This is a genomic window from Devosia sp. (assembly GCF_036406155.1).
Classification (GTDB): Bacteria; Pseudomonadota; Alphaproteobacteria; order Rhizobiales; family Devosiaceae; genus Devosia_A.
In genome coordinates this window covers 1-25617 of sequence record NZ_DASWVV010000141.1, presented here as the reverse complement: position 1 = coordinate 25617, position 25617 = coordinate 1, and the positions used below count along the sequence as shown (strand labels likewise).

Genomic DNA, 25617 nt, shown 5'->3' with positions numbered 1-25617 from the left:
CCCTGCTCAGGGTCGAGCCTGACGGCTCAGTAGTGATCGCCGGCACCGGCCGGCCCGGCGCCTGGATCGAGACCTTTTCCAATGGCGAGTTGCTGGGCCGCGTACAGGCGGAAGCGAGCGGCGACTGGGCGGTGGTGCCGGCGCTGCCGCTGCCGTCCGGCGGCGTCGAGATCACCGTGGCTGAGGCAGGCAGCGACGAGCCGGGCGCACAGTCCTTCGTGGTCGTCATCGACCCCGAGCGCGAGGCCGAGCCGCTGGTGGTGGCCACCACGCCCGGGCAGGCCGGCGAAGTGCTGCAGGGCCTGCCGCCGCTTCTTGCGGGGCAACCGACGCCGTCCTCCGGGGGCAGTGCACCGGCCCCGGCAGCCCTCTTGCCTTAGTTGCGCGCATCTTCTATCGGTAAATGACGATGAATGAGACGACGACCATGCAAGACGAGGAGATCGCCAGCGCGCTGCGCGCCCTGGGCCACCCGGTGCGGCTGAGCATCCTGCGCATCCTGGCGACGCAATTGCCGGGGGATTGCTGCTGCACCGACGTCACCCAGTGCCTGCCGCTCGCCCAGTCGACGGTCTCCCAGCACATCAAGGTGCTGCTCGAGGCCGGCCTGGTGGAGCGTCACGCCCGCGGCACGCGCAACTGCTATACCGTGCGCCACGACCGGCTGGAGGCGTTGGGGGACGCGGTCGGCGGACTCATCACGGGCCTCGCCGCGCCGGTCGCCGGCCGCGGCGCCCCGGCCCTGACGGAACCGGCCTGATGGCCGTTTCCAGCGAGACAGGCAAGCGGCCCACGGTCAGCGCCGACGAAGGCGGGCTGTGGCGGACGGTGCGCAATCTCTGGCAGTACATGTGGCCGGAGGGCAGGGCGGATCTCAAGCTGCGGGTGATCCTCGCCATCGCCGCGCTGCTGGTGTCCAAGGTGGCCACCACCATCGTCCCCTTTGCTTACAAGGGTATCATCGACGCGCTCGATACCGGCGGGCAGGGTGCGGCGCTCGTCCTCGGGCTCGCGGTACCCATCGTGCTGGTCGTGGCCTATGGGCTCGGCAACGTCATCGACGCCGGTTTCCAGCAGCTGCGCGACGTCCTGTTCGCCAGCGTCGGCCAGCATGCCGTGCGCAAGCTGGCGCTGCAGACCTTCGAGCACATGCACCGGCTGTCGCTGCGCTTCCACCTGGCGCGCCGGACCGGCGGGCTGAGCCGGGTGATCGAGCGCGGCACCAAGGGCATCGAGACCATCGTCCGCTTCACCATGCTCAACACGGCGCCGACGGTGGTCGAGTTCGTGATCGTCGGCGCCATCTTCACCGTGATGTTCGGGGTGAGCTATCTCGGCGTGCTGGTGGTAACCATCTGGCTCTACCTGTGGTTTACCATCAAGGCCTCGAACTGGCGCATCACTATCCGCCGCGACATGAACGAGAGCGACACCGACGCCAATTCCAAGGCGGTCGACAGCCTGCTCAACTTCGAGACGGTCAAGTATTTCGCCAACGAGCAGATGGAGGCCCGGCGCTTCGACGCCTCGATGGAACGCTACGAGCGCTCGGCGATCCGCATCTGGAGCTCGCTCGGCGTGCTCAACTTCGGCCAGGCGGTGATCTTCTACGGCGGCGTCACCGTCGTCGGCATCATGGCCGTGCTCGGCGTCCTCAACGGCACGCTGACGCTGGGCGACTTCGTCCTGCTCAACACCTTCCTCATGCAGATCTACCGGCCGCTCAACATGATCGGCTTCGTCTACCGAGAAATCCGGCAGGGCCTCACCGACATCGAGGAGATGTTCAAGCTGCTCGACAGGGAGCCGGAGGTGCAGGACAAGCCCGGCGCCCGCCCGATCGCGATCCGCGGCCCGGTGATCCGCTTCGACGACGTGCGCTTCCACTACGACGAGGAGCGGCCGATCCTCAAGGGCGTCAGCTTCGAGATCCCGGCCGGCAAGACCATCGCCGTGGTCGGCCCGTCCGGGGCCGGCAAGTCGACCATCTCGCGCCTGCTGTACCGCTTCTATGACGTCATCGGGGGCAGCATCACCATCGACGGCCAGGACCTGCGCGACGTCACCCAGGCGAGCCTGCGCGCCGCCATCGGCATGGTGCCGCAGGATACGGTGCTGTTCAACGACACCATCGCCTACAACATTCGCTACGGCCGCCCCGACGCTACCGACGCAGAGGTCCGCCAGGCGGCGGAACTGGCGCAGATCGGCGGCTTCATCGAGAGCCTGCCCCGGGGCTACGACACCCCGGTCGGCGAACGCGGCCTCAAGCTCTCGGGCGGCGAGAAGCAGCGCGTCGCCATCGCCCGCACCATCCTCAAGGGCCCGCCCGTCCTCATTCTCGACGAGGCCACCTCGGCGCTCGACACCAAGACCGAGCAGGATATCCAGTCGGCGCTCGATGCCGTCGCCGCCGACCGCACCACGCTGGTCATCGCCCACCGCCTGTCCACCGTGGTCAACGCCGACGAGATCATCGTCCTGCGCGACGGCGAGATCGCCGAGCGCGGCACGCACCGCGAGCTGCTGGCGCGCGACGGGCTCTACGCCCAGATGTGGAACCGCCAGCGCGAGGTAACGGAGGCCGAGGAGGTGGCCCGCCGCAAGGCCGCCGACGCCGGCGGCCTCGTGCGACGCAGCGCCCCCGCGGCGGAGTAGGACGGCGCCCACAAGCGTTCCGCTTCCCTGGCCACCCCCCTCCCCGACCCTCCCCGCGCTTCGCGGGGGAGGGTGAAGGTTGTCGCCGGCCCTGGGGACACGATCGTGCCACGCGCACCGGAGGACACCCTCCCACTTGCGGGGAGGGCTGGGGAGGGGGCGCCCCGCCTTCCGCGTGTCAGAGAACTCCGACGGTAGCCCCAACCACAGGACCTCTCCCTCCCCCTTGCGGGGAGGGTGTCGGCCCGAAGGGACGACCGGTGGGGGTGGTGCTGTCGAGGCGGAGAACCACCGCCCGAATCTCCGCGAGCCCCCGAGATCGCCGCTGCGCGGCGTGCGGGGGTGACGGTGCGGTGGACAAGAATGGTGCGCGGAAGGTCGGAAGCCGGTTTCAGCCCTCTTTGGCGAGCGGTGCGGTATTGCTCTCGAGCCAGGCCTGGATGACGTCTTTGCGGAAGGTGCCGGCCTCGAGATGGCTGTAGATGAAGCGCTCCGCCTCGGCATTGGACGCGGTCAGGTCAGCGCCATTCATCTGCAGGAAAAGTTCGAGGCATGCAAAGGCGACCCGCTTATTGCCGTCCACGAAGCCGTGGTTCATCGCCAGGCTTTCCCAGAGGGCCGCCGCTTCTTCGATAAGTCCGTCGTAGTAGCCGGTCTGGGGGCGAAGCAGCGCCGCCTCGATCAGTCCAAGGTCGCGAACGCCCGGCGCGCCCCCGAACACGTCGATAAGCCGCTGGTGTATGCGCAGGGCCTCGTCGATGGTGAGATACAATGTCAAGACGCTATTTCGCCAACGCCTCATACAGCGAACGGCGCCGCTGGATACTTCTCTCCAGCAACTCGTCGACAATCGGGCGCACCTTCGCTCCGGCGCTAGCCTCCAGCAGCTTCACGTACTGCTCCGGGGAAAGCATCACTCCCACCGTACGGCCGTTCCTCTGGACTTCGACGGGCTCCTTGCGGGCCATGTCCAGCAATTCGCCGAACCTGTTCTTTGCGTCCGTCGCGGTCATCGAGGCCATTTTCGTCTCCGCCAGCCAAGTTAGCTAATATAGCCATTCATGACGAGGCCCGCAATATGAAGGGGCCCGCATCGCTGCGGGCCCTTCGAGATTGCAGACGCCTGCCCCGGGGCAGGCGGCCTATTCGGCCGCGTCGCGCGACACGACGGTCACTCCGTCCTGCTCCTTCGCGATCAGCCCGCCGGGTGGGTGCGAGATGTACTTGCCGGTGCTGTCGGCCCCGGGCGGAATTTCGACCTCGACGCCTTCGGCAGTGACCGCCCGCCGGCGCCCGAACACGGCGCGGAAGGGCGCGGCGACGAGGTGCCCGATGCCGCGCAGGGCCCGGCCGACGAAGCCCTGCCAGATCACCGACGGTGCGGTGATCAGCACCGGCACCATCACCAGCGTCAGCGCCGTCGAGACGAACAGGCCCGAAACCAGCGCCGCCGACAGATGGGTGAACCACGAGCCGGCCAGCCCGCCCACAACGACCTCGCGGCGGAGGAAGTCGAACTCGATGTTGAGGGCCATCGGGATGACGCCCAGCGCCGTCACGGTGGCGGTCAGCAGCACCGGCCGCACGCGCTGGGAGGCGGTGATGAGCATCGCCTTGACCGGCTCGACGTCGTCATCGCGCCGGTAATGGTTGTAGGTGTCGATCAGCACGATGCCGTTCTTCACCACGATGCCGGCCAGCGCCACGATGCCGAGCCCGGTCATGATGGCCGAGAAGCTCATGCCGGTGACGAGCATGCCCAGCAGCACGCCGGCGATGGACATCACCACCGTGGAGAGCGTCACCAGCACCTGGTAGAAGCTGTTGTATTCGATGAGCAGCACCAGCGCGATGAGGGCCAGCGCCGCCATCAGGGCGTTGCCGATGAAGGCGTTGGTGTCGCCGATCTGCTCGTCGGCACCGCCATAGACGATCTTCACGGTGGAGGGCCACTGCTGCGTCGCCTGCCACTGCTTGAGCTGCTCGATCTTGGCATCGGCCATGATCCCCGGCGCCAGGTTGGCGGCCACCCCCATGTAGTAGACGCCGTTGTGGCGCTGGATGTTGGCGACCTTCGGCACGGCCGTGCGCTTGATGAAATTGCTCACCGGCACCAGCCCCTGGCTGGTCACGATCCGCAGCGAATCCAGCGTGTCGAAGGAGCGCTCGTCCTGCGGCAGCCGCACCCTGATGTCGAGCTCGTCGGTCGCGTCGTCCGGCCGGTAGCTGCCGAGCTTCACCCCGCTCGTCACCAGTTGCACATAGGGGCTGAGCTCGCGCACGCCGATGCCGTACTTTGCGGCCTCGAGGCGGTCGATGGTCACTTCCCAGTCGATGCCGGGGGAGGGGCGCCCGTCCTCGACGTCGAGCGTATCGCCGAGCTGGTTCTCCAGATAGTCGCGCAGCCTGGTGACCGTCGGGGTCAGGTCCGCGTAGCTGGTGCTCTCGACCCGCAGATTGATCGCCTTGCCGGCGGGCGGCCCTTCCTCCTGCGCCGAAATCTGCACCTGCAGGCCAGGAATGTCGGCGACGCGGTCACGAATGTTCTGGAAGATCTCGGCCGCCTTGACGCGGTCGTTCCACGGCATCAGCTGCAGCTGGAACATGCCGATCGTGTCGGGCGGGGTGTTGCCGGTGGCAAAGCCGTCGCCGCCGCCGAAGGTCATGATGGAATCCTGGATGCCGGGCACCTGCAGGATTTCCTTTTCCACCTCGACCAGCAGGTCGCGGATCTCGACCGGCGAATAGTTGCCGCGCGCCACGACCGACACGGTACCGAACTGCGGCTCCATCGCCGGGAACGCCTCGACCCCGGTGGGGTTGGCGATATAGGCGGCGAACATGCCGAAGACGATGGCGAAGCCGACCGGCAGCGTGATCAGCGGGTGGCGGATCAGGTGCTGCAGCGTGCGCACGTAGCGGCCGGTCAGGCCCCGGACCTTGTTCGGGTCGAACTTGTCCGGATACATGACGATGTCGGCGGCTTCCTTCTCCTTGGGGTCGACATGGGTCGAGGCGATGATGCCGCCGATGATCGGCATGAACACCAGCGCCGACAGCAGCGAGGCGCACATCACGACGATGACGATGATCGGCAGGTAGCTCATGAACTTGCCGATGATGCCGGGCCAGAACAGCAGCGGGATGAAGGCGCCCAGCGTGGTGAAGGTTGCCGACACCACGGGCACGAACATCTTGCGCGCGGCGAGGATGAAGGCCTCCTTCTTGGGGATGCCCTCCTGCAGCTTGCGCTCGGCATATTCCACCACGACGATGGGATCGTCGACGAGCACGCCCACGGCAATGACCAGCCCGAACATGATCATCATGTTGATGGTCATGCCCAGCATCTGCACGACCATGAAGGCGATCATGAACGAGATCGGGATCGAGGTGCCGATCATCAGCGCCGGCCGCACGCCCAGCGTCGCCACGCAGGTGATCATCACCAGCGCCACGGCGGTGAGCACGGCGGCCTCGAGCGAGCGGTAGAGGCTCTTGGTGTTTTCGGCCTGGTCGATCAGGAAGCTGTGGTTGATGCCCTCGGGCCAGTCCGCTGTGACTTGGGCCGTCACCGCGCGCACCTGGTCGGAGATTTCGATGACGTTGGTGCCGAGCTTCTTGAGCACGCCCAGCGTGATCGCCGGTTCGCCGTTGACGTGGGCGTACTCGGTTGCGTCCTTGAAGGTGCGCGTGATGCTGGCGACGTCGCCGAAGGTGACGACGGTCTCGCCGTCGCTCTTGAGCGGCAGCGAGTAGACGTCGGCGGCGGACGAGATAAGCCCCGGCACCTCGACGCTGAACGAACCCTGCCCGGTATCGAGCGTGCCGCCGGGCACGACCATGTTGTTCTTGGCGATGGCGTCGAGCAGTTGCCCGGCGGTGAGGCCGTAGGCCTCGAGCCGGTTGGTGTCGATGGTCACCGCCAGCATTTCGTCGCGCGAGCCCGAGATGGTGACGCTCTGCACGGTGGGGATTTCCTCGAGCGCCTTCTGCAGCTCCTTGGCCTTCTGCACGAGCGCGCGCTCTGGCACCGTGCCGTAGACGGCGACGGAGATGGTGGGGATGTTGGAGAAGGAGATCTCGGTCACCGACGGCTCGGTCGCATCGTCCGGCAGCTCGGAGGAGACGCCGTCGAGCTTGGCCCGGATGTCGGCGAGCGCCCGGTCCTTGTCGGCGTTGACGTTGAACTCGAGGAACACCGAGACGTGGCCGGTGGTCGAGGTCGAGGTGATGTTCTCGAGCCCGTCGAGGTCTTCGAGCCTGTCCTCGATGGGCTTGGCCAGCAGCCGCTCGGCGTCCTTCGGGGCGACGCCGGTCTGGCTCACGGAGACGTAGAAATAGGGAATGTCGATGGCCGGGAAGCTCTCCTTGGGCAGCGACACATAGGCGCCGAACCCCGCCACCAGCAGGATCAGCATGATGGTCAGCACCACCCGCGGCATGCGCAGGATGCGTTCGAGGAGGTTCATCATGTTGCCGCACCCTCAACCGGAGTTTCCGCGTTGGCCGGGGCGACGTTGGTCGCCTTGACGGCCTGGCCTGCCTGCACGAATTCCTGCCCGACGGTGATGACGTCCACCCGCGGGGGCAACCCGGTGACCCAGACGCCCGCGCGGGTGTCCTTCATGATGGTGACCGGGTAGAATGCCACCTTGCTGTCGGCGCCGACGGCGCGCACGCCCAGGACGCCTTCGTCGTCCAGCGTCAGCACCGATTGCGGCAGCAGATGGGCGGGCGCGGTGCCGACATTGACCACCGCCTCGGCGGTAATGCCGTCGAGCAGCCTGCCGTCGGCATTGGGCAGTTCGATCTCGATGGCGAAGGTGCGGGTCGCCGGGTCGGCGCTGGCCGAGATGTAGGTCACCTTGCCCGCGGCCGTCTGCCCGGTCACGGTGGTGACGGTCGCCGGCAGGCCGAGCCTGGCGTAGCCGATGCGGGCCTCGGTCACCGCCGCCGTGAACAGCATCGGATCGAGCTGGACGACGGTGGCGCAGGGCGTGCCGGCGCCCAGCATGTCGCCGACCTGCGCCAGCGGGTCCTGTACGACGCCCGCCACCTGGCTGCGCACCTCGGTGCGGGCCAGCTCGGCCCGGGCATTGTCGAGGCCGGTCTGCGCCGCCTTGAGGGCGACTTCCATCGCCCCGGCGCTGTTGGCCGGCTGCAGGCCCTTGGCGCGCAGCGCGGCATTGGTGTCGTAGTCCTGCTGCGCCTGGGCGAGCGCGGCCTCGGCCTGCGCCACGGCGGCGGCACGGGTGCCCTGGTCGAGCGTGCAAATGAGGTCGCCGGCGGCCACCGCCTGGCCCTTCTCAACATGCACGGCCTGGACGATGCCGGCCGTCTCGGGCATCACCTTCACCGCGGCCTTGGCCCGGGTGCGGCCGCGCAGGGGCACCTCGATGGCCATGGGCTGCATGGCATAGGTGACGGTGCGCACGCTCGGCAGCGGCGTCTGGCCTTCGGCCACCTGCGCCTCGCGCTCGGCGATAGTGAGGTGCGGATCGACGCCGCCGGCCTCGTGATGGGCCGTGGCGGTGTCGTCGCCCGAGACCAGCGCGATGATCGGGCGCTCGCCGTTGCCGGGGCCGTTGCCGCCGGCAACAAAGGTCCCCGTGACCAGCCACGCCGCAAGTGCAAGCACAATCATGCCCGCGATGCCGTAAGACAAGACAGCACGCATTTCAGTAATCGCCCTTTATTCCGCGGCGGCCGAGCCTATATCGGGTCGTGCCATCGCAATCAGTTCGCCCCGGTGCGCCTGGATATAGTCGCGTGTGCTGACCATGCAAGAGCGCCCGAAATTGATCACCCAGGCATCGCCCGGGTGCGTATGTTCCTCGCCGAGCCTGTCGAAATCGGCGAGGGTCTTGTCGATCTGCGCGAGCCGCTCATCGAGCCGCGCCTCGACCAGCGAGGCCGGCAGTTCCGAGGCAAACCGCGCGAACAGGAGGAACTCGCTGCGGAATTCGTCTTCGCCCAGGTCCTCGAACAGCGAGGCGATGAAGGCGGAACGGCCCGCGGCGGTGATCGCATAGATCTTCTTGGCGGGCCGGCCGTCCTGCTGCTCGACCCGGCTCGTCACCAGTCCCTCGGTTTCGAGGCGCGCCAGCGCCGGATAGATCGAACCAAAGCTGGCGTCGACGAAATAGGAATACTCCCCCTCTACCGAGAGCTTGCGAATCTCGTATCCCGTGGCCTCGCCGTCATAGAGGATGGCGAGGCAGATGGTCCTGACGTTCATCTACGCATCCTGTTAACGATATGCTGGTCCGGAATATGCCGGCCCTATATAGGGCGGCGCCGGCCGGCGCAAGCCGTCTTTTTCGCAGGCTTTGTCGTTTTGCCATGCGCCACGCGCATGGCGGGCGGGCCGGCCGTCAGGCCATGAGCCGCAGCATTTCGAGCCGCGCCATGTCGGCGATGGCGAGGTTGGCGGCGGCGACGAAGCTGCCGTTGAGATAGCGGTTCGCCTTGTGGCCGCAGGTCAGCGGCGCCCCGTCGAGCCCGAGGACCACGCCGCCGGCCGCCTGCAGCACCGCCTGGCCGGCTGCCGTGTCCCACTCCGAGGTCGGCCCGAAGCGCGGATAGAGCTGGGCGTCGCCCCTGGCGAGCAGGCAGAACTTGAGCGAGGACCCCACCGAGACGTCCTTGACCACGTTCATGTGCCGGCACAGCGCGTCCATCGCCGGATGGGCGTGCGAGCGGCTGCCGACCACGTGCACCGGGCCGTGCACGCGGGCGTGGATGCGATGTTCGCCGACCAGGGCGCCATCGCGAATCTGCCCCGCCCAGGCCCCGTCCGGGCCGCTCCAGTAGGCCTCGCCCCTGGCCGGGGCGATGACCACGCCGAGCCGCGGTCGCCCGTGTTCGCACAGGGCGATGTTGACGGTGAATTCGCCGTTGCGCTTGACGAACTCCTTGGTGCCGTCGAGCGGGTCGACGACGAAGAAGCGCTGGCCCAGTTCGGGGATGCGGCCCATGCCGGCGCTTTCCTCGGCCAGCACGGGCAGCCTGGTGTGCGCCAGCAGCGCGAGGATGGCGTCTTCGGCCCGCGTGTCGGCCTCGGTCACCGGCGAATTGTCGGGCTTGATGACATGCGCGAAATCCTGCTCGTAGACCTCGAGCACAATGCGCGAGGCCGCCAGCCCTGCCTCCAGCATCAGGTGCAGCGTCTTGTCCATCATCGCAGTTCCACGTCCAGCCCCAGATCGAGCGGCCGCGCGCCCATGGTGATCTGGCTCGTGGAGATGTAGTCGACGCCGGTCTCGGCGATGGAGCGGACGCGTGCCAGCGTCACCCCGCCCGAGGCCTCGAGAATCGCCCGCCCCCGGTTGCGCGCGACGGCTTCGCTGAGCGTCGCGTTGTCCATGTTGTCGAGCAGCACGATGCCGGCGCCGGCGTCCAACGCCTCCTCGAGCCCGGTGAGGCTGTCGACCTCGATCTCGATGGCGACCATGTGCCCGGCGGCGGCGCGTGCCGCCCGGTAGGCCGCGCCGACGCCGCCCGCCACGGCGATGTGGTTGTCCTTGATGAGGATGGCGTCGTCGAGCGCGAAGCGGTGGTTCCAGCCGCCGCCGCAGCGCACTGCGTGCTTCTGGAAGGCGCGCAGGCCGGGGATGGTCTTGCGCGTGTCGCAGATGCGCGCGCCGGTACCCGCCACCGCGTCGACGAAAGCCCGGGTGAGGGTGGCGATGCCGCTCAGGTGGTTGAGGAAGTTGAGCGCCGTACGCTCGGCACCCATCACCTCGCGGGCATTGCCGGCGACACGCGCCACGATCTCGCCGGCGCGCACCGCGGCGCCGTCGGCGAGTTGCGGCTCGACGCGCAGGCCGGGCCCGGCCTGGCGGAAGGCCTCGGCCGCGAGCTGCAGGCCGGCGACGACCCCCGGTTCGCGCGCGCGGATGGCGGCGACCGCCGTTGCGTCGGGCGGCAGCGCCGCCTGGCTGGTGAGATCGCCGGCCAGCCCGAAATCCTCGGCCAGCGCGGCGCGCACGGCGCTCTCGACCAGGTGCGGGGGCAGGCTGCCGGACTGGGGGGGTGGGAACATGGCCTCGTCTCGCATTCGGTGCGAGTGTTTACGCGGCGGCGCCGCGCGGCGCAATCGCCCCGAGCGCTGCCTGCTACGGCTTTGCGCCGGCCCGCAATTCCCAGGGTTGGCGGACATAGCTGGCCTCGACGGTTTCGGGCTCGTTGAACGGTGGATCGATGCGCTGCCACCGGCCCTCGAGGCGTCGCCCATCGGCACCGGCGGCGAGCGAGATATGGAACTGCGGCGTGCCGTCATGGAACAGCATCGTCGCCTCCAGCCCGGCAGCGGAGAGCCCGATGTCGGCCAGCTCCTGCCGGCTGTCGGGGTGGCCGATCCAGCCGGCCCAGCCGCTCCCGTCTTCCTGCAGCACGAGATAGCCGCCCATGCCGATCCAGCACCCCGCGAGCGGGTGCCGCCCGGACCCCGGCCCGGGGGCGAAGGCCAGCTTCACCACGTGGTTGCGGTCGGGGCCGGGCTCGTAGTGGCGCGGCTCGGGAATGCCGGGTTCCTTGTACGCCGGCTTCGCCGGGTCGGAATCGAGCGCGGGGTAGGGCGCCGTGCGCGGGTCGAGCGCGACGCTGAGCTGCCCGTCCTCGAGGTAGCACCCGATGCTCGGGGCGCTCCAGGTCAGCGCCGGCAGCGTCCCCTGTGGTTGCAGCGGCCGTTGGAAGCTGCCGTTCTGCAGCAGCGGCGGCACGGCGAGCGCGGTGGAGAAGGTGAAGCGCAGCTCCACCCGGGTGTCGACGGCGGGCACCGGCTGGTCCACCAGCACGACCTTCTGGCGGTCGCCGCGCAGCAGCGCCAGCTCGGCCTGCACGGCGAGCAGCGCGTGCCGCAGCCGCAGTTGCATCCCCCACAGCAGCTTGTCGTCCTCGATGAGGGCGTTGTAGCGCTGCTGCAGCACCGCCGAGGCGGTGAAGGCATCCCAGAAGCGATCCGAGGCGGCATTGGTCCGCTGGTCGAAATAGTAGGCCGCGGCCGATTTCACCGCCGTCGAGGCGGCGCTGATGAGCGTGCCGGTGGCGTTGGCCGAGTAGCCGGCGGCGACGTTGGTCCTGAACCGGGTCCAGCCGCCGTCCAGATTGGTCAACTGGGCGAGTGCGGCGCGCGAAATGCCGTCGGCGCCGAACGCGCCATAGGCCACGGTCTTGAGGCCGTTCTCGACGAGGTCGCCGAGCAGCACGCTGGCGGCTTCCGCGGTGTGCCCCACGAACTCGCCGTCGGCCCCGAGCAGGCGCTTGAGCGGGGCGTCATACAGCGCGCCGATCTCGTTCGCCGCCTGCTTGGCCCCCGGACCGGTCACGCCCTCCTTGAGCAGGGCGTCGGCGAAGGCGCGGAAGCGCGTGGGGTCGTTGAGGATGGTGGTGATGTCGAGGCCGACGCGCGCCGCCTCGCGCTGCACGGCATCGAGCAGTCCGGCCTGGGCGTCGGCGAGCGCGGCGTTGGCGCTGGTGCCGGCCCAACTCGTCGACAGCCGGTCGAGGACCTGCTCCTGTACCGGCAGCAGGCGGCGCTCCGCCAGCAGCGCCGCCAACGGGCGCGGCGTGCCCTTGGCGACCTCCGCTTCGATGGCCTCTTCCACCAGCATGGAGAAGGCAGCGCGCGTCGCGCGCATGGCCTCGCGCCGGGCGGAACTGGCGCGCGCCGCCTTCTCGGCAAGCGTGCCGGCGGTCGCCGGCCCGGCCTCCAGCAGGGCGTTCGCCGCCATGCGGGCCCCGGTCATCTTGCGCAGCGCGCCCGCCAGCTCGGCGGTCTTGCCGGCCAGGGCGCCGGGGGCATTGCCGGCCGCCGCCTCGGCCAAGGTCATGACGACGTCGACAAGGGCGACGACGGCGATCCCGTTTTCCTTCGACGCACCCCAATCGGCTGCAGCCTCGTTGATGATCCGGCTTTCGATGGCCATGCGCTCGGCCAGCCATTGGCGCGGCTCGCGCAGGGTTTCGCGGGTCGCCGCGACTTCGGACAGGGCCTGGACCAGGGCCCGCTCCGCCGCTACCAGCCGGCGCGCCCGGAGCGCCTCGTCGCCATTGCCGCCGGTATCGGCCTCCCAGCGCGCGTGGTAGTAGACCGGCCCGTCGGGCGCCACCGCCTCCACCTCGGCGAGATAAGGCGGGCCGGCCGCTCCGAGCAGCGCCACCACCTGTTCCGCCAGGGCCTGGATGCGATCGCGCACGGCTTCGAGTTGGCCTTGCGCAGTGGCCACCGCCGCCGCGGCGTCCTGCCACTCTCTTAGGGCGGCGTCATCGAGGCGCAGCGGCGCGCCCTGCCGCGCGAGGGCCAGTTCGTCGCGCCGGCGCTGCAGCCTGTCGATCTCGGCGTGCAGCCGCTCGCGCTCGGCGGCGTCGCGCCGCCCCAGCCGTTCGGCTTCGGCGGCCAGGGTGCGGAGGCGCTCGTTCACCATGCGCAGGTCCGAGAGGGTGGGCGCGCCATTGGCGGGGATGGTGCCGGCCCGCCGCAAGCCCGCCAGTTCCGCGTCGAGCGCCTGGAACTGGCGTGTCCCGAGGCTGTCCCCGACCCGGCTGAAGGTGTCGAACCAAGCCTGCAGCAGCGCGCGTTCGCGGTTGAGCCGCTCGCGCTCGGCGCCGACTGCGTCGCTGTCGCGATAGGCCTGCGCCAGCGCCGCGTCGATGGCGTCGGCCTCCCCCTGCAGGGCGGCCTCCGCGTCGCCGCCGGCGGCCGCATCGAGGCGCAGCACGGCGCTGGCGAGCCGCTGCCGCTCCCGTTCGAGCGTATCCGCCAGCGCGCGCTCGTCGGCGGCGGCCTGGGCAATGGCGGCGAAGGCGGCGTCAACCTCATCGGCCGGTGCCGGCTGGGCGGCGAACAGCGCCGCAGCCAGCGCGGCGACCCGCACACAGGCAGAGAACGTCCTTCCCGCACGTGCCATCGCCATCTCCGCGGCCTGCACCCGGCGAGCCTAACGCCGCCGCGGCCATCGGGTCAAATCGCCGGGCGGACGCCCCCGGCCTCGCTCACACGATCTCGTAGGGGACGATGGCGCGGCGGTCGGCGGGCACGGCGATGGTCGCCGCAAGGGGCGGCACGGCGCGCTGCAGGCAGTTGCGCCGCTCGCAGATGCGACAGGATATGCCGATGGGATCGAAGCTGGCGCGATTGAGGTCGAGGTCGTCGGCATAGACGAGCTGGCCCGCGTGGCTGACCTCGCAGCCGAGCGCATAGGCGTAGCGCCTGACCGGGCCGCGATAGCCGCCGACGCGTTTCTCCGCGGCCCAGGCGAGGCAGAGATAGCGATTGCCGTCCGGGGTCTCGGCGAGCTGGCGGATCATCTCGCCACGCGCCTCGAAGGCGCGGTGCACGTTCCACAGTGGGCAGGCGCCGCCGAAGCGGGCGAATTGCAGCGGCGTCGCCGAGTGCCGCTTGGTGATGGTGCCGGCGGCGTCGACGCGGGCGAAGAAGAACGGCACGCCGCGCTCGCGCGGGCGCTGCATGGTGGAGAGCCGGTGCGCCACCTGCTCGAGGCTGGCGCCGAAGGCGTGGCCCAGTTCCTCGATGTCGTAGCGCGCCGCCTCGGCCGCCTTGAGGAAGGCGCCGTAGGGCATCTGCAGGGCCCCGGCATAGTAATTGGACAACCCGATCCGGGCCGTCTGCCGCGCCTCCTCGCCGCTGAAGCCGGCGCTCTCGACGATGGAGCCGATCAGCGTCGTCTGCTCCATCTGCGCCAGGTGGCTGGCGATCTGGAAGAACTGCGTGCTCGGCTCGAGCCGCACATTGACCGCCAGCGTCCGCGTTGCCCGGTCGAAGGAGCGGATCATGTCGGCGCGCTCCGGCACGGTGAGGCTGACCCGGAGGTCGTGCGTTTCGGCGCAGTAGGCGATGAGCCGGCTGAGCCGGTCGGGGCCGAATTCGCCGATTTCCTGGGCCAGCCCCTCGGCGGCGCGATCCAGCGGGTCGATGTAGTTGTCGGCGTAGTGGAAGAAGTCGCGCACCTCCTCCCAGGCGGTCTTAATGCCGCTCGAGGGGTCGCGGGTGAGGACGGCGTCGACGCCGGCCAGCCGTTCCGAGGTCTTGCGGTAGGTCTCGTAGAGGCGCAGCAGCGCACGCGCGGCGTTGGGCGCATTGACGCTCAGCGTCTTCAGTTCTTGCAGGTCGGGGACGGCGTCGCCGAAGACCGGATCGGCCACCACCTCGCGCATGTCCGAGAGCAGGCGGTCCGAGGCATCCGTCGACAACGTCGACAGGTCGAGCCCGAAGGCGTCGGCCAGCGCCAGCATCACCGCTGCGGTCAGCGGCCGCTGGTTGCTCTCGAGCTGGTTGGCGTAGGAAGTGGAGATGTCCAGCCGCGCAGCCAGCTCGCCCTGGGTCAGCCGGTGCTGGCTGCGCAGGGCCCGCAGCTTGGCCCCGGCGAAGATCTTGCGCGCTGCCATTTCACAAATCCACAGTTTTGCAGGACAAATCGTGTGTTTTGTAACAGCTACGCGCTTTCCTGTCTCCCCCTACCGGCAGGCAACGCCTAATGTCGGCCCACACGGCCCGACGGAGTGCCCGCATGCAGAACATCATCGCCGCGCTGGAGCAGCGGCGGGCCGAGGCCCGCCTCGGGGGCGGCCAGCGCCGCATCGACACCCAGCATTCGAAGGGCAAGCTCACCGCCCGCGAGCGGCTCGAGGTGCTGCTCGACCCGCACAGCTTCGAAGAATACGACATGTTCGTCGCCCACCGCTCCACCGATTTCGGCATGGAGAAGCAGGTGATCCCCGGCGACGGCGTGATCACCGGCTGGGGCACCATCAACGGCCGCATGGTCTACGTGTTTTCCCAGGACTTCACCGTCTTCGGCGGCTCGCTGAGCGAGACGCACGCCCAGAAGATCTGCAAGATCATGGACCTCGCCGTGCAGAACGGCGCCCCGGTCATCGGGCTCAACGACTCTGGCGGCGCCCGCATCCAGGAGGGCGTGGCCGCGCTCGGCGGCTATGCCGAAGTGTTCTGGCGCAACGTCCAGGCCTCCGGGGCCATCCCGCAGATCTCGGTGATCATGGGCCCCTGCGCCGGCGGCGCCGTCTATTCGCCGGCCATGACCGACTTCATCTACATGGTGAAGGACACGAGCTACATGTTCGTGACCGGCCCCGACGTGGTCAAGACGGTGACGGGCGAGATCGTGACCCAGGAGGAACTGGGCGGCGCCTCGACGCACACCAGGATTTCGGCGGTCGCCGATGCCGCCTTCGACAACGACATCGAGACACTGCTCGAGGTCAGGCGGCTGGTCGACTTCCTGCCGTTGAGCGCCACCGACAAGGCACCGCTGGTCGCAACCAACGACACGCCCGACCGCCGCGAGGATGCGCTCGACACGCTCGTCCCCGACAGCCCCAACAAGCCCTACGACATGCGCGAGGTCATCCTGAAACTCGCCGACGAGGGCGATTTCCTCGAGCTGCAGAAGGACCATGCCGGCAACATTCTCACCGGCTTCGTCCGCCTCAACGGCGAGACGGTGGGCGTGGTCGCCAACCAGCCGCTGGTGCTGGCCGGCTGCCTCGACATCAATGCGTCGAAGAAGGCGGCGCGCTTCATCCGCTTCTGCGACTGCTTCAACATCCCCATCCTGACGCTGGTCGACGTGCCCGGGTTCCTGCCCGGCGTGGCCCAGGAATATGGCGGCATCATCAAGCACGGCGCCAAGCTGCTGTTCGCCTATGCCGAGGCGACGGTGCCGAAGGTGACCGTGATCACGCGCAAGGCCTATGGCGGCGCCTACGACGTGATGGCCAGTAAGCACATCCGCGCCGACGTCAACTACGCCTGGCCCTCAGCCGAGATCGCGGTGATGGGCGCCAAGGGCGCGACCGAGATCCTCTACCGCGCCGAACTGGGCGATCCCGACAAGATCGCGCGGCGCACCAGGGACTACGAGGACCGCTTCGCCAACCCGTTCGTCGCCGCCGAGCGCGGCTTCATCGACGACGTCATCATGCCGCACGGCACCCGCCGCCGCGTGGTGCGGGCGTTCGAGACGCTCAAGCGCAAGAAGGCCGCGATGCCAGCCAAAAAGCACGGGAACATCCCGCTGTGAGGGGCGTCCCGCGTTATCACTCCCACCTGTCGTCCCTGCGGGCCGACACCCTCCCCACAAGGGGGAGGGAAGGGCGTGAGCCGATCGTCCGGATGAGAGCGAGCGTCAGTAGTCTTGCGGGTTCAGCGATTGCTCGGGACGACGTGGACTCCCGTCGGGCACATCCCTCCCCCTTGTGGGGAGGGTGGCTCGCGCAGCGAGCCGGGTGGGGGTGCGGCATGGACACTGCGCGCGCCACCGGGGAGGGGCGTGAGCCGGTAGCGCAGCCTAGCGCGAGGTTCAGTAGTCTTGCGGATTCTGCAATTGTCCGGGACGACGTAGACTCCAGACGGGCTCATCCCTCCCCCTTGTGGGGAGGGTGGCGAGCGCAGCGAGCCGGGTGGGGGTGCGGCATGGGCAAGGCCCAAGCGAGAGCATTGCGTAGCCGCATGTCACCGCCGGAAGTGCGGCTTTGGGCGGTTCTCCGCCGGCCGCCCTTTGACGCCTATCATTTCCGCCGGCAGGTGCCGCTCGGGCCCTTCTACGCCGACTTCGCTTCGCATGGGGCGCGACTCGTCGTCGAGGTGGACGGAGCCGGGCATTTCGAGGCCGCGGAGGCGAGCTACGACAGGGCGCGTGACGCCTTCATCTCCGGGCAGGGATATCTCGTGCTTCGGTTCACCACTTCCGAGGTGATGAACAACCTGGAAGGTACGGCGGTCGCCATCCTGGCGCGCCTCCCCCCACCCGTCGCCCCTGCGGGGCGCCACCCTCCCCACAAGGGGGAGGGATGGGCAAGAGCCGAGAGCCCCGGCCAGGACGACCGCGACGCGCACCCATCCCCTGCAAAGGCCCGCTGATGTTCTCCTCACTCCTCATTGCCAATCGCGGCGAGATCGCCTGCCGGGTCATCAAGACGGCGAAGAGGCTCGGCGTTCGCACTATCGCGGTCTACTCGGATGCCGACCGCGAGGCGCTGCACGTCAAGCTGGCCGACGAGGCCGTGCATATCGGCGGCTCGCCGGCGCGCGACAGCTATTTGTCGATCGACAAGATCATCGCCGCCTGCACGGCGACGGCGGCCGAGGCGGTGCATCCCGGCTACGGGTTCCTGTCGGAGAATGCCAAGTTCGCCGAAGCGCTCGCGGCGGCCGGCATCGTCTTCGTCGGCCCGCCGGCCGGCGCCATCGAGGCCATGGGCGACAAGATCACCTCCAAGAAGCTTGCCGCCGAAGCCGGCGTTTCGACCGTGCCCGGCCACATGGGCCTGATCGGGGACGCCACCGAGGCGGTGATGATCGCGCGCGCCATCGGCTACCCGGTGATGATCAAGGCCTCGGCCGGCGGTGGCGGCAAGGGCATGCGCATCGCCTGGGATGACCGGGAGGCGGCGGAGGGCTTCGAGCGCTCGCGCTCGGAAGCGGCCTCGAGTTTCGGCGACGATCGCATCTTCATCGAGAAGTTCGTGACCGAGCCGCGGCACATCGAGATCCAGGTGCTGGGCGACAGCCACGGCAACGTCGTCTACCTGGGCGAGCGCGAGTGCTCGATCCAGCGGCGCAACCAGAAGGTCATCGAGGAGGCGCCGAGTCCGTTCCTCGACGCGGCGACGCGGCGCAAGATGGGCGAGCAGGCGGTGGCGCTGGCCAAGGCGGTGGGCTACCAGAGCGCCGGCACCGTCGAGTTCATCGTCGACAAGGACCGCAATTTCTACTTCCTCGAGATGAACACGCGGCTGCAGGTCGAGCACCCGGTGACCGAACTGGTCACCCGACTCGACCTGGTCGAACTGATGCTGCGCGTCGCCGCGGGCGAGAAGCTGCCGCTGGCGCAGGAGGACATCCGGCTCGATGGCTGGGCCATCGAGAGCCGCCTCTATGCCGAGGACCCGTACCGCAACTTCCTGCCCTCGACCGGGCGGCTGTCGACCTACCGGCCGCCGGCCGAGACGGCGGACGAGCCGCCCTTCGTGCGCAACGATACCGGGGTCTACGAGGGCGGCGAGATCTCGACATTCTACGACCCGATGATCGCCAAGCTGTGCACCTGGGCGCCCACCCGGCGCGAGGCCATCGAGGCCATGGCGACGGCGCTCGACGAGTTCGAGATAGAGGGCGTGGGCCACAACATCCCGTTCCTGTCGGCGGTGATGAACCAGCAGCGCTTCCGCGACGGGCGGCTTACCACCGGCTACATCGCCGAAGAATTCCCCAATGGGTTCAGCGGGGTAGAGCTGTCCGAGGAGGTATTGGAACGCATCGCGGCCTTCGCCTGCTGCGCCGCCCATGCCCATGAGAGCCGCGGCTTCGCCGGCGCCGACAGGCCGGCGCTGCCGGCGGAGCGGACGGTCGTGATCGGCGACAGGCGCTGGGCCTTCGCCCTCTCCGAGCGCCACGGCGAGTACTGGCTCACCCATGCCGGCCGCAAGACCCTCGTCGAAATGCACTGGGCCCCCGGCGACACCATCGCGCGCGCCCGCGTCGACGGCGACGTGCTGGTGATGAAGGCGCAGCGCACGACCGGCGGCTTCCGCGTGCGCTACCGCGGCGCCGACCTGGCGGTGAAGGTGCTGCTGCCGCGCGTTGCCGAACTGCTGCCGCTGATGCCCAGGAAGGTGCCGCCTGATCTCAGCCGCTTCCTGCTCTGCCCGATGCCGGGGCAGGTGGTGCGCATCGACGTGTCCGAGGGGGACGTGGTCGAGGACGGGCAGACCCTCGCCATCGTCGAGGCGATGAAGATGGAGAACGTGCTCAAGGCGGAGAAGCGCGCCCGGGTGGCGCGCGTGCGGGTGGCGGCCGGCGCGGTGCTGGCCGTGGACGAGGTGATCATGGAGTTCGAGGCGGTATGATGCTCACACCACGCGACCCCCACCCCCGACCCCTCCCCTCAAGGGGGAGGGGAGCGCTCCCCTCTGGAACTGAGCTTGCGGCTCGATCGTCTCCCTCCCCCTTGAGGGGAGGGACGGCGCGAAGCGCCAAGGGTGGGGGTGGAAATGGCTGAGCACAGGGGTCCCGGCGCAACTTTCCAAGCCTGGTCGAAGCTCGCGCGGAAGGAACTGCGTGATACCCCGCTCGAACACCTCACCCGCGACTATGGCGAGCTGCCGGTCAGCCCGGTCTATTTCGCGGAGGACGTGCCGGCCGAAGCGGGGCAGCAGATCCCGGGACAGGCGCCGTTCACCCGAGGCGTGCGCGCCACGATGTATGCCAACCGGCCGTGGACGATCCGGCAATATGCCGGCTTCTCGACGGCGCGCGAGAGCAACGAATTCTACCGCCAGGCGCTGGAAAAGGGACAGAGGGGCCTCAGCGTCGCCTTCGACCTCGCCACCCACCGCGGCTATGACAGCGACCACCCGCGCGTCGTGGGCGATGTCGGCAAGGCCGGCGTCGCCATCGACAGCGTCGAAGACATGAAGATCCTGTTCGACGGCATCCCGCTCGACCAGATGAGCGTGTCGATGACCATGAACGGCGCCGTGCTGCCGGTGCTCGCCATGTTCATCGTGGCCGCCGAAGAGCAGGGGGTGCAGCAGGCGCAGCTGGACGGGACCATCCAGAACGACATCCTCAAGGAGTTCATGGTCCGCAACACCTACATCTATCCGCCCGAGCCGAGCATGCGCATCGTCGGCGACATCATCGCCCATACGGCGGCGCACATGCCGAAGTTCAACTCCATCTCGATCTCGGGCTACCACATGCACGAGGCGGGGGCGACGGCGGTGCAGGAGCTGGCCTATACGCTGGCCGACGGCCGCGAATATGTGCGCGCGGCGATGGCACGCGGGCTCGACATCGACGCCTTCGCCGGCCGGCTGAGCTTCTTTTTCGGCATCGGCATGAATTTCTTCCTCGAGGTGGCCAAGCTCAGGGCCGCGCGCACGCTGTGGAGCGAGATCATGGCCGCGCTGGGGGCGAAAGACCCGCGCTCGCAGATGCTCAGGACCCACTGCCAGACTTCGGGGGTGAGCCTCACCGAGCAGGACCCGCACAACAACGTGGTGCGCACCACCATCGAGGCACTGGCGGCGGTGCTCGGGGGCACGCAGAGCCTGCACACCAACTCCTTCGACGAAGCCATTGCCCTGCCGACGGAATTCTCCTCGCGCATCGCGCGCAACACACAGCTCATCCTGCAGCACGAAAGCCGGGTGACCGACGTCGTCGACCCGCTCGGCGGTTCCTACTATGTCGAGGCGCTGACCGCCGAACTGGTGGCGCGCGCCAAGGAACTGATGGACGAGGTCGAGGCCCAGGGCGGCATGACCCGCGCGGTGCAGGAGGGCGGGCCCAAGCTCGCGATCGAGAAGGCAGCGGCGATCCGCCAGGCGCGGGTGGACCGCGGCGAGGAGGTGGTCGTCGGCGTGAACCGCTTCCGGCTGGACAACGAGCCGCCGGTCGAGGTGCGCGAGATCGACAACGCCAAGGTGCGCGAGGAGCAGGTTGCGCGGCTGGCCGAGTTGCGCCGCAGCCGCGACGAGAGCCGTTGCCAGGAGAAGCTGGCGGCGCTGCGCGCCATGGCCGCCGGGCGGCAGGGCAATCTGCTTGCCGGCGCCATCGAGGCGGCCCGTGCCCGGGCGACGCTGGGCGAGATTTCTTCCGCGCTCGAGGCGGAATTCGGCCGCTACGCGGCCGTGACGCGGGTGATCTCCGGCGTCTACGCGCAGAACTACGCCGGCGACCCGCAATACGTGGCGATGCAGCAGCGGCTGGCCGCGTTCCGGACCGGCAAGGGCCGTGCCCCCTCGATCTTCATCGCCAAGATGGGACAGGACGGCCACGACCGCGGCGCCAAGGTCATCGCCTCGGCCTTCGCCGACCTGGGGTTCGACGTGCATATGGGCGAGCTGTTCGAGACGGCACCGGAGGTGGCGGACCATGTGCAAGACCTGCGGGTCGACGCGGTCGGCGTGTCCTCGCTGGCGGCCGGGCACAAGACGCTGGTGCCCGAATTGCTGGCGGAGCTGAGCCGGCGCGGGTGTGCCGACGTCACCGTCATCGTCGGCGGCGTCATCCCCGAGCAGGACTACGCGTTCCTGCGCAGCGCCGGGGTGGCCGAGATCTTCGGGCCGGGCACCAACGTGCTGGAGGCGGCGTTCTCGGTGCTGAACCAGATCGAGGGCAGGCTGAGGAACAGATGATTTGGCCTCACCCCTCATCCGCCCTTCGGGCACCCTCTCCCGCAAGGGGAGAGGGCGATGGAGCCGCGAGCCCGCAGCCTGAAGCCTTCTCCCCTCGTGGGAGAAGGTGGCGCGAAGCGCCGGATGAGGGCACCCCATGATCGGACGGCTCAACCATGTCGCGATCGCGGTGCCCGACCTGGCGAAGGCGGCGGCCAAGTACCGCGACCTGCTCGGGGCGGAGGTCGGTGAGCCGCAGGCGGTGCCCGGGCACGGCGTCACCGTCGTCTTCGTCACCCTCGCCAACACCAAGATCGAGCTGCTGACCCCGCTCGGGGACAGCTCGCCCATTGCCGGCTTCCTCGAGAAAAATCCGGGGGGTGGCATTCATCACATGTGCTTCGAGGTGCCCGATATCCTGAGCGCCGCGCAGACGCTGACCGAGGCCGGCGCGCGCGTGCTCGGCGACGGCCGGCCGAAGACCGGGGCGCACGGGCTGCCGGTGCTGTTCCTGCACCCCAAGGATTTCGACGGCACGCTGATCGAACTCGAAGAGACAAGGCCGCTGCCGCCGTCCGCCTAGAGCTTGCCCAGTTCGCGCCTTACCTTGTCGATGAACGCCTCGAGTTCCGGCGCGCTGCGCCGGTCCATCCGGTAGAGGGCGAGGTATTTGGGCGGCAGCCGCGTGCCGAACGTCGCCCAGCCCCAGCGCCGTGCCAGCCGCCGCGGCGGATCGCCCATCAGCCAGGTGCGCAGGCGGTCGCCGCCATAGGAGGTGACGTAGACCACCTGCCGTTTCCTGAGGATCGGGGTGAGCCTGCCATCGACCAGGTCAAACGCTACTCCCGGCACCAGGATGCGATCGAAAAAGCCCTTGAGGATGGCGGGATAGCCATAGTTCCACACCGGATGGATGAAGACGATGGCCTCGGCGGCGCGGACGCGCTCGACATAGGGACGGATGGCCGGCGTGATGTTTCCCGGCACGTCGTGATAGCTGAGCCGCTCGGCGCGGCTCAGCACCGACTCGAAGCCTTCGGCGTACAGGTCGAGTGCATCGACCTCGTGGCCGCCGGCCCGCAGCGTGCCGAGCGCCGCAAGATAGAGCGAGCGGTTGAAGCTGGTTTCGACGGGATGGGCGTGGACGACGAGGACGCGCATGCAGCCGTTCCCTCACGTATCGCGCCGCACCGCGCTCTCGTGCCAGCGGCGCAGCGCGAGCCAGGAGACGAGCGAGGTTAGTGCGAAAATGGCGACGCCGGTGCCGGTGAGCAGGATCAGCGCCGCGAACAGCCGCGGCATGTTGAGCCGGTAGCCTGCTTCCAGCAGCCGGAAGGCGAGGCCGGCTCCCTTGCCGGCGGAGCCGGCGGCAAACTCGGCGACGACGGCGGCGATCAGCGCGAGGCCACCGCCGATGCGCAACCCGGCGAGGAAGTAGGGCAGCGCGGCCGGCAGCTTGAGATAAACCAGCGTCTGCCAGCGCGTGGCGCCTGAGAGTTCGAACAGGTCGAGGAGGTTGTGATCGACGCTCTTCAGCCCGGCCACCATGTTGGACAGGATCGGAAAGAAGGCGACGAGGAAGGCGCAGGTGAGCAGCGTCGTCTGGGTGTCGGTGTAGATCATGAGCAGCGGCGCCGCGGCGACGATCGGCGTCACCTGCAGCACGACTGCGATCGGGAACAGGGCCAGTTCGATCCACCTCGACTGCGCCAGCACGATGGCCAGCGCCGCCCCGCCCGCCAGCGCCAGCAGCAGGGCGACGAAGGTGAGCCGCAGGGTGACCAGCAGCGCCGGCCACAGGATGCCCCAGTCGTTCCACAACGCTGCGGCCACGTCGGCAGGGCTGGGCAGCAGGTAGCGCGGCACCTGCGAGAGCGTGACGTAGGCCTGCCAGGCAAGAACCACGACGGCGAGCACGCCGACGGGCACGACGACGCGCAGCACCTTGTCGCGCAGCGGCGTCGCGGGGGCGGCGGCATCCGGCGCGGTGGGGCCGACGCCGTCTTCAACAGGGGGCAGGGCGTTCATGCGGCGGCTCCGGCCTGCATCGCCTCCTGCAGGGCCCGGGAGACCTTGGCGGTGACGGCGTGGTAGGCGTCCGACGTCCGGTACCGGGCATCGCGATCGGCCGGCGCCGCCACCGCGAAATCGCTGAACACGCGGCCGGGGCGCGGGGTCATGACGACGATGCGGCTGGCGAGGAAGGCGCTCTCGAACACCGAGTGCGTGACGAAGACGACGGTGAGGCCCGTACGACGCCACAATTGCAGGACGTCCTCGTTGAGCTGTTGTCGCGCGATCTCGTCGAGTGCGGCGAACGGCTCGTCCATGAGCAGCAGCCTGGGTCGCATCACCAGCGCCCGGGCGATGGCGACGCGCATCTTCATGCCGCCCGACAACTCGCGCGGATAGGCGCGTGCGAAGGGCTCGAGACCGACGGCCGCCAGCGCCTCCATGACGGCCGGCCGCGCCTGCCGGCTGCTGATGCCGGCGAGACGCAGCGGCAGCCAGACGTTGCCGAAGACCGTCTGCCAGGGCATGAGGGTGGGCTCCTGGAAGACGAACCCGATCTCCCCCCGCGGCAGGCCGCGCCCGTCGAGCCTCGCGGCAGGCCAGGCGATGGACCCGGATGTCGGCCGGCTCAGCCCCGCAATGAGGCGCAGCGCCGTGGACTTGCCGCAGCCCGAAGGACCCAGGAGGCTGAGGAATTCCCCGGGCGCGATCGCCAGCGACAGCCCGGAGAGCGCCACGGTGCCGTTGGCGAAGACCTTGCCGACGTCTTCGAGGCGCACCACGGCATCCGGCTGCGGTCGTCCGGTCGCGGGTTCGGCGGCGAGGAAAGAGTGGGACACGTGCCGCTCCCCAGCAGGCGACGGCGCGCGGCGGCGCGGCATTTGGCGCCGCCGGCGGTCGCTCAGTGTGCGAGTTCCATGCCGACGCCCTTGCACACGAAGCGGGTGTCGAGCGCCTTGCGCCAGTCTAGCGAGGCCTCGTAGAGGCCGATGGCCACCAGCTTGCCGAAGAAATTGCCGTACCGTTCCTCGGTCATGCAGCCGATGCCCTTGGTTTCGGCGTCACCCGAGACGACGATGCCGTATTCCTTGAGCTTGTCCCGCGAGAAGGCCAACTGCGCATCGGTCATCTCGGGATTGTCCTGCTTGATCAATTCGTTGGCCGCAGTGTTGTCACCGTAAAGATAGTTGTACCAGCCGATGATCGAGGCATCGACGAAGCGCTGCACGAGATCCGGGTTCTCGTCGACGAGCGTCTGCATGGTTTCGATCGTCGTCGAATAGGCGTTGTAGCCCTCGTCGGCGAACAGGAAGACCTTCGGCTCGAAGCCCCCCTGCTGCTCGACGGCGAACGGCTCGGAGGTGACGTAACCCTGCTGCACCGCCTTGGGGTCGGCGATGAACGGCGCCGGATTGAAGGTGTAGGGCACGTACTGCTCGTCGCGGAAGCCGGGGAAGTTCTTCTTCATCCACTCGAACTTGGTCACCAGGATATCCTTGGCCATGATGATCCGGTCGGCCCTGGCGAGGTCGGCAAAGCTCTCGTAGCCGGCGTCAGGATGCGCCATCAGGATCTGCGGGTCCTTCTGGAACATGGCCGCGACCGTCACCGTGGGAATACCGGCGCGGACGCTGTCCAGGGCCGAGATCATGCCGCCCATGTAGAAGTCGATCTTGCCGGAGATCAGCAGGGCCCGGTTGGCGGCCTGCGGCCCCCCGGGCACGATGGTGACGTCGAGGCCGTACCGGGCATAGGTGCCGTCGGCCAGGGCCTGGTAGA

20 protein-coding genes and 1 pseudogene are annotated in these 25617 nt (G+C 68.9%); 8 read left to right on the top strand and 13 right to left on the bottom strand.

All coding sequences use genetic code 11. From position 1 onward, the window contains the following. From VGD93_RS09020 to VGD93_RS09010, 3 genes and pseudogenes are all read left to right on the top strand, one after another. Window positions 1–380: pseudogene (locus VGD93_RS09020) on the top strand (LysM peptidoglycan-binding domain-containing protein); the annotation flags it as partial. A gap of 29 nt (window positions 381–409) precedes the next feature. Next, window positions 410–760 (top strand): ArsR/SmtB family transcription factor, encoded by a 351-nt coding sequence (locus VGD93_RS09015; protein WP_395011276.1) that lies wholly within the window; start codon window positions 410–412, stop codon window positions 758–760. After that, window positions 760–2658: an ABCB family ABC transporter ATP-binding protein/permease gene (locus tag VGD93_RS09010; RefSeq protein WP_395011274.1), complete on the top strand. Its 1899-nt coding sequence runs from the start codon at window positions 760–762 to the stop codon at window positions 2656–2658. Before VGD93_RS09015 ends, VGD93_RS09010 begins: the two co-directional genes overlap by 1 nt. 391 nt (window positions 2659–3049) lie before the next feature. On the opposite strand, the gene VGD93_RS09005 is transcribed toward VGD93_RS09010, so the two are convergent. The 9 genes from VGD93_RS09005 to VGD93_RS08965 form a co-directional block, all read right to left on the bottom strand. After that, entirely contained in the window at window positions 3050–3430 is a 381-nt protein-coding gene (locus VGD93_RS09005) for a type II toxin-antitoxin system death-on-curing family toxin (RefSeq protein ID WP_395011272.1), read from the bottom strand. A 10-nt stretch (window positions 3431–3440) separates the two neighbouring features. Beyond that, a complete protein-coding gene (locus VGD93_RS09000) occupies window positions 3441–3680 on the bottom strand; it encodes a type II toxin-antitoxin system Phd/YefM family antitoxin (protein WP_395011271.1) in 240 nt (79 codons plus the stop codon). Window positions 3681–3800: 120 nt separating this feature from the next. Continuing rightward, the gene (locus VGD93_RS08995; protein ID WP_395011269.1) at window positions 3801–7133 is read right to left on the bottom strand and encodes an efflux RND transporter permease subunit; all 3333 of its coding nucleotides are present in this window, start codon (window positions 7131–7133) and stop codon (window positions 3801–3803) included. Continuing rightward, window positions 7130–8305: an efflux RND transporter periplasmic adaptor subunit gene (locus VGD93_RS08990; protein ID WP_395011268.1), complete on the bottom strand. Its 1176-nt coding sequence runs from the start codon at window positions 8303–8305 to the stop codon at window positions 7130–7132. Before VGD93_RS08990 ends, VGD93_RS08995 begins: the two co-directional genes overlap by 4 nt. 48 nt (window positions 8306–8353) lie before the next feature. Then, the gene (locus tag VGD93_RS08985) at window positions 8354–8899 is read right to left on the bottom strand and encodes a helix-turn-helix transcriptional regulator (protein ID WP_395011266.1); all 546 of its coding nucleotides are present in this window, start codon (window positions 8897–8899) and stop codon (window positions 8354–8356) included. Window positions 8900–9035: 136 nt separating this feature from the next. After that, window positions 9036–9842: a 3'(2'),5'-bisphosphate nucleotidase CysQ gene (cysQ, locus tag VGD93_RS08980; protein WP_395011265.1), complete on the bottom strand. Its 807-nt coding sequence runs from the start codon at window positions 9840–9842 to the stop codon at window positions 9036–9038. Next, window positions 9839–10705, bottom strand: a complete 867-nt coding sequence (gene nadC / locus VGD93_RS08975) for a carboxylating nicotinate-nucleotide diphosphorylase (protein ID WP_395011263.1) — start codon at window positions 10703–10705, stop codon at window positions 9839–9841. The genes cysQ and nadC overlap by 4 nt, the downstream gene beginning before the upstream one ends. A 73-nt stretch (window positions 10706–10778) precedes the next feature. Then, window positions 10779–13571, bottom strand: coding sequence for a hypothetical protein (locus VGD93_RS08970; protein ID WP_395011261.1), 2793 nt, complete (start codon window positions 13569–13571; stop codon window positions 10779–10781). An 85-nt stretch (window positions 13572–13656) separates the two neighbouring features. Then, entirely contained in the window at window positions 13657–15069 is a 1413-nt protein-coding gene (locus VGD93_RS08965) for a helix-turn-helix domain-containing protein (RefSeq protein WP_395011259.1), read from the bottom strand. A gap of 122 nt (window positions 15070–15191) precedes the next feature. On the opposite strand from VGD93_RS08965, the gene VGD93_RS08960 reads away from it, so the two are divergent. From VGD93_RS08960 to mce, 5 genes are all read left to right on the top strand, one after another. After that, on the top strand, window positions 15192–16724 hold the full coding sequence (locus VGD93_RS08960) for an acyl-CoA carboxylase subunit beta (RefSeq protein ID WP_395011257.1): 1533 nt from the start codon (window positions 15192–15194) through the stop codon (window positions 16722–16724). Between the two features lie 92 nt (window positions 16725–16816). Beyond that, entirely contained in the window at window positions 16817–17563 is a 747-nt protein-coding gene (locus VGD93_RS08955) for an endonuclease domain-containing protein (RefSeq protein ID WP_395011255.1), read from the top strand. Next, window positions 17563–19551: an acetyl-CoA carboxylase biotin carboxylase subunit gene (locus VGD93_RS08950; protein WP_395011254.1), complete on the top strand. Its 1989-nt coding sequence runs from the start codon at window positions 17563–17565 to the stop codon at window positions 19549–19551. The genes VGD93_RS08955 and VGD93_RS08950 overlap by 1 nt, the downstream gene beginning before the upstream one ends. Before the next feature lie 144 nt (window positions 19552–19695). After that, the gene (scpA, locus tag VGD93_RS08945) at window positions 19696–21846 is read left to right on the top strand and encodes a methylmalonyl-CoA mutase (RefSeq protein WP_395011252.1); all 2151 of its coding nucleotides are present in this window, start codon (window positions 19696–19698) and stop codon (window positions 21844–21846) included. Window positions 21847–21982: 136 nt separating this feature from the next. Then, on the top strand, window positions 21983–22408 hold the full coding sequence (gene mce / locus VGD93_RS08940) for a methylmalonyl-CoA epimerase (protein ID WP_395011251.1): 426 nt from the start codon (window positions 21983–21985) through the stop codon (window positions 22406–22408). On the opposite strand, the gene VGD93_RS08935 is transcribed toward mce, so the two are convergent. From VGD93_RS08935 to VGD93_RS08920, 4 genes are all read right to left on the bottom strand, one after another. After that, entirely contained in the window at window positions 22405–22986 is a 582-nt protein-coding gene (locus VGD93_RS08935) for an NAD(P)H-dependent oxidoreductase (protein WP_395011249.1), read from the bottom strand. The two genes, mce and VGD93_RS08935, sit on opposite strands and share 4 nt — an antisense overlap. 12 nt (window positions 22987–22998) lie before the next feature. Then, complete coding sequence (locus VGD93_RS08930) at window positions 22999–23853, bottom strand: ABC transporter permease (protein WP_395011247.1); 855 nt, start codon at window positions 23851–23853, stop codon at window positions 22999–23001. Then, on the bottom strand, window positions 23850–24677 hold the full coding sequence (locus VGD93_RS08925; protein WP_395011245.1) for an ABC transporter ATP-binding protein: 828 nt from the start codon (window positions 24675–24677) through the stop codon (window positions 23850–23852). Before VGD93_RS08925 ends, VGD93_RS08930 begins: the two co-directional genes overlap by 4 nt. A gap of 62 nt (window positions 24678–24739) precedes the next feature. Then, a partial coding sequence (locus VGD93_RS08920; RefSeq protein ID WP_395011243.1) for an ABC transporter substrate-binding protein occupies window positions 24740–25617 on the bottom strand: 878 nt, incomplete at its 5' end.

What these genes read in the sequence shown, in the direction of transcription:
- VGD93_RS09015 (WP_395011276.1), top strand. Translation starts at nt 410, where the DNA reads ATGAATGAGACGACGACCATGCAAGACGAGGAGATCGCCAGCGCGCTG.
- VGD93_RS09010 (WP_395011274.1), top strand. Translation starts at nt 760, where the DNA reads ATGGCCGTTTCCAGCGAGACAGGCAAGCGGCCCACGGTCAGCGCCGAC.
- VGD93_RS09000 (WP_395011271.1), bottom strand. Translation starts at nt 3,680, where the DNA reads ATGGCCTCGATGACCGCGACGGACGCAAAGAACAGGTTCGGCGAATTG.
- VGD93_RS08995 (WP_395011269.1), bottom strand. Translation starts at nt 7,133, where the DNA reads ATGATGAACCTCCTCGAACGCATCCTGCGCATGCCGCGGGTGGTGCTG.
- VGD93_RS08990 (WP_395011268.1), bottom strand. Translation starts at nt 8,305, where the DNA reads ATGATTGTGCTTGCACTTGCGGCGTGGCTGGTCACGGGGACCTTTGTT.
- VGD93_RS08985 (WP_395011266.1), bottom strand. Translation starts at nt 8,899, where the DNA reads ATGAACGTCAGGACCATCTGCCTCGCCATCCTCTATGACGGCGAGGCC.
- cysQ (WP_395011265.1), bottom strand. Translation starts at nt 9,842, where the DNA reads ATGATGGACAAGACGCTGCACCTGATGCTGGAGGCAGGGCTGGCGGCC.
- nadC (WP_395011263.1), bottom strand. Translation starts at nt 10,705, where the DNA reads ATGTTCCCACCCCCCCAGTCCGGCAGCCTGCCCCCGCACCTGGTCGAG.
- VGD93_RS08970 (WP_395011261.1), bottom strand. Translation starts at nt 13,571, where the DNA reads ATGGCACGTGCGGGAAGGACGTTCTCTGCCTGTGTGCGGGTCGCCGCG.
- VGD93_RS08965 (WP_395011259.1), bottom strand. Translation starts at nt 15,069, where the DNA reads ATGGCAGCGCGCAAGATCTTCGCCGGGGCCAAGCTGCGGGCCCTGCGC.
- VGD93_RS08960 (WP_395011257.1), top strand. Translation starts at nt 15,192, where the DNA reads ATGCAGAACATCATCGCCGCGCTGGAGCAGCGGCGGGCCGAGGCCCGC.
- VGD93_RS08955 (WP_395011255.1), top strand. Translation starts at nt 16,817, where the DNA reads ATGAGAGCGAGCGTCAGTAGTCTTGCGGGTTCAGCGATTGCTCGGGAC.
- VGD93_RS08950 (WP_395011254.1), top strand. Translation starts at nt 17,563, where the DNA reads ATGTTCTCCTCACTCCTCATTGCCAATCGCGGCGAGATCGCCTGCCGG.
- scpA (WP_395011252.1), top strand. Translation starts at nt 19,696, where the DNA reads ATGGCTGAGCACAGGGGTCCCGGCGCAACTTTCCAAGCCTGGTCGAAG.
- mce (WP_395011251.1), top strand. Translation starts at nt 21,983, where the DNA reads ATGATCGGACGGCTCAACCATGTCGCGATCGCGGTGCCCGACCTGGCG.
- VGD93_RS08935 (WP_395011249.1), bottom strand. Translation starts at nt 22,986, where the DNA reads ATGCGCGTCCTCGTCGTCCACGCCCATCCCGTCGAAACCAGCTTCAAC.
- VGD93_RS08930 (WP_395011247.1), bottom strand. Translation starts at nt 23,853, where the DNA reads ATGAACGCCCTGCCCCCTGTTGAAGACGGCGTCGGCCCCACCGCGCCG.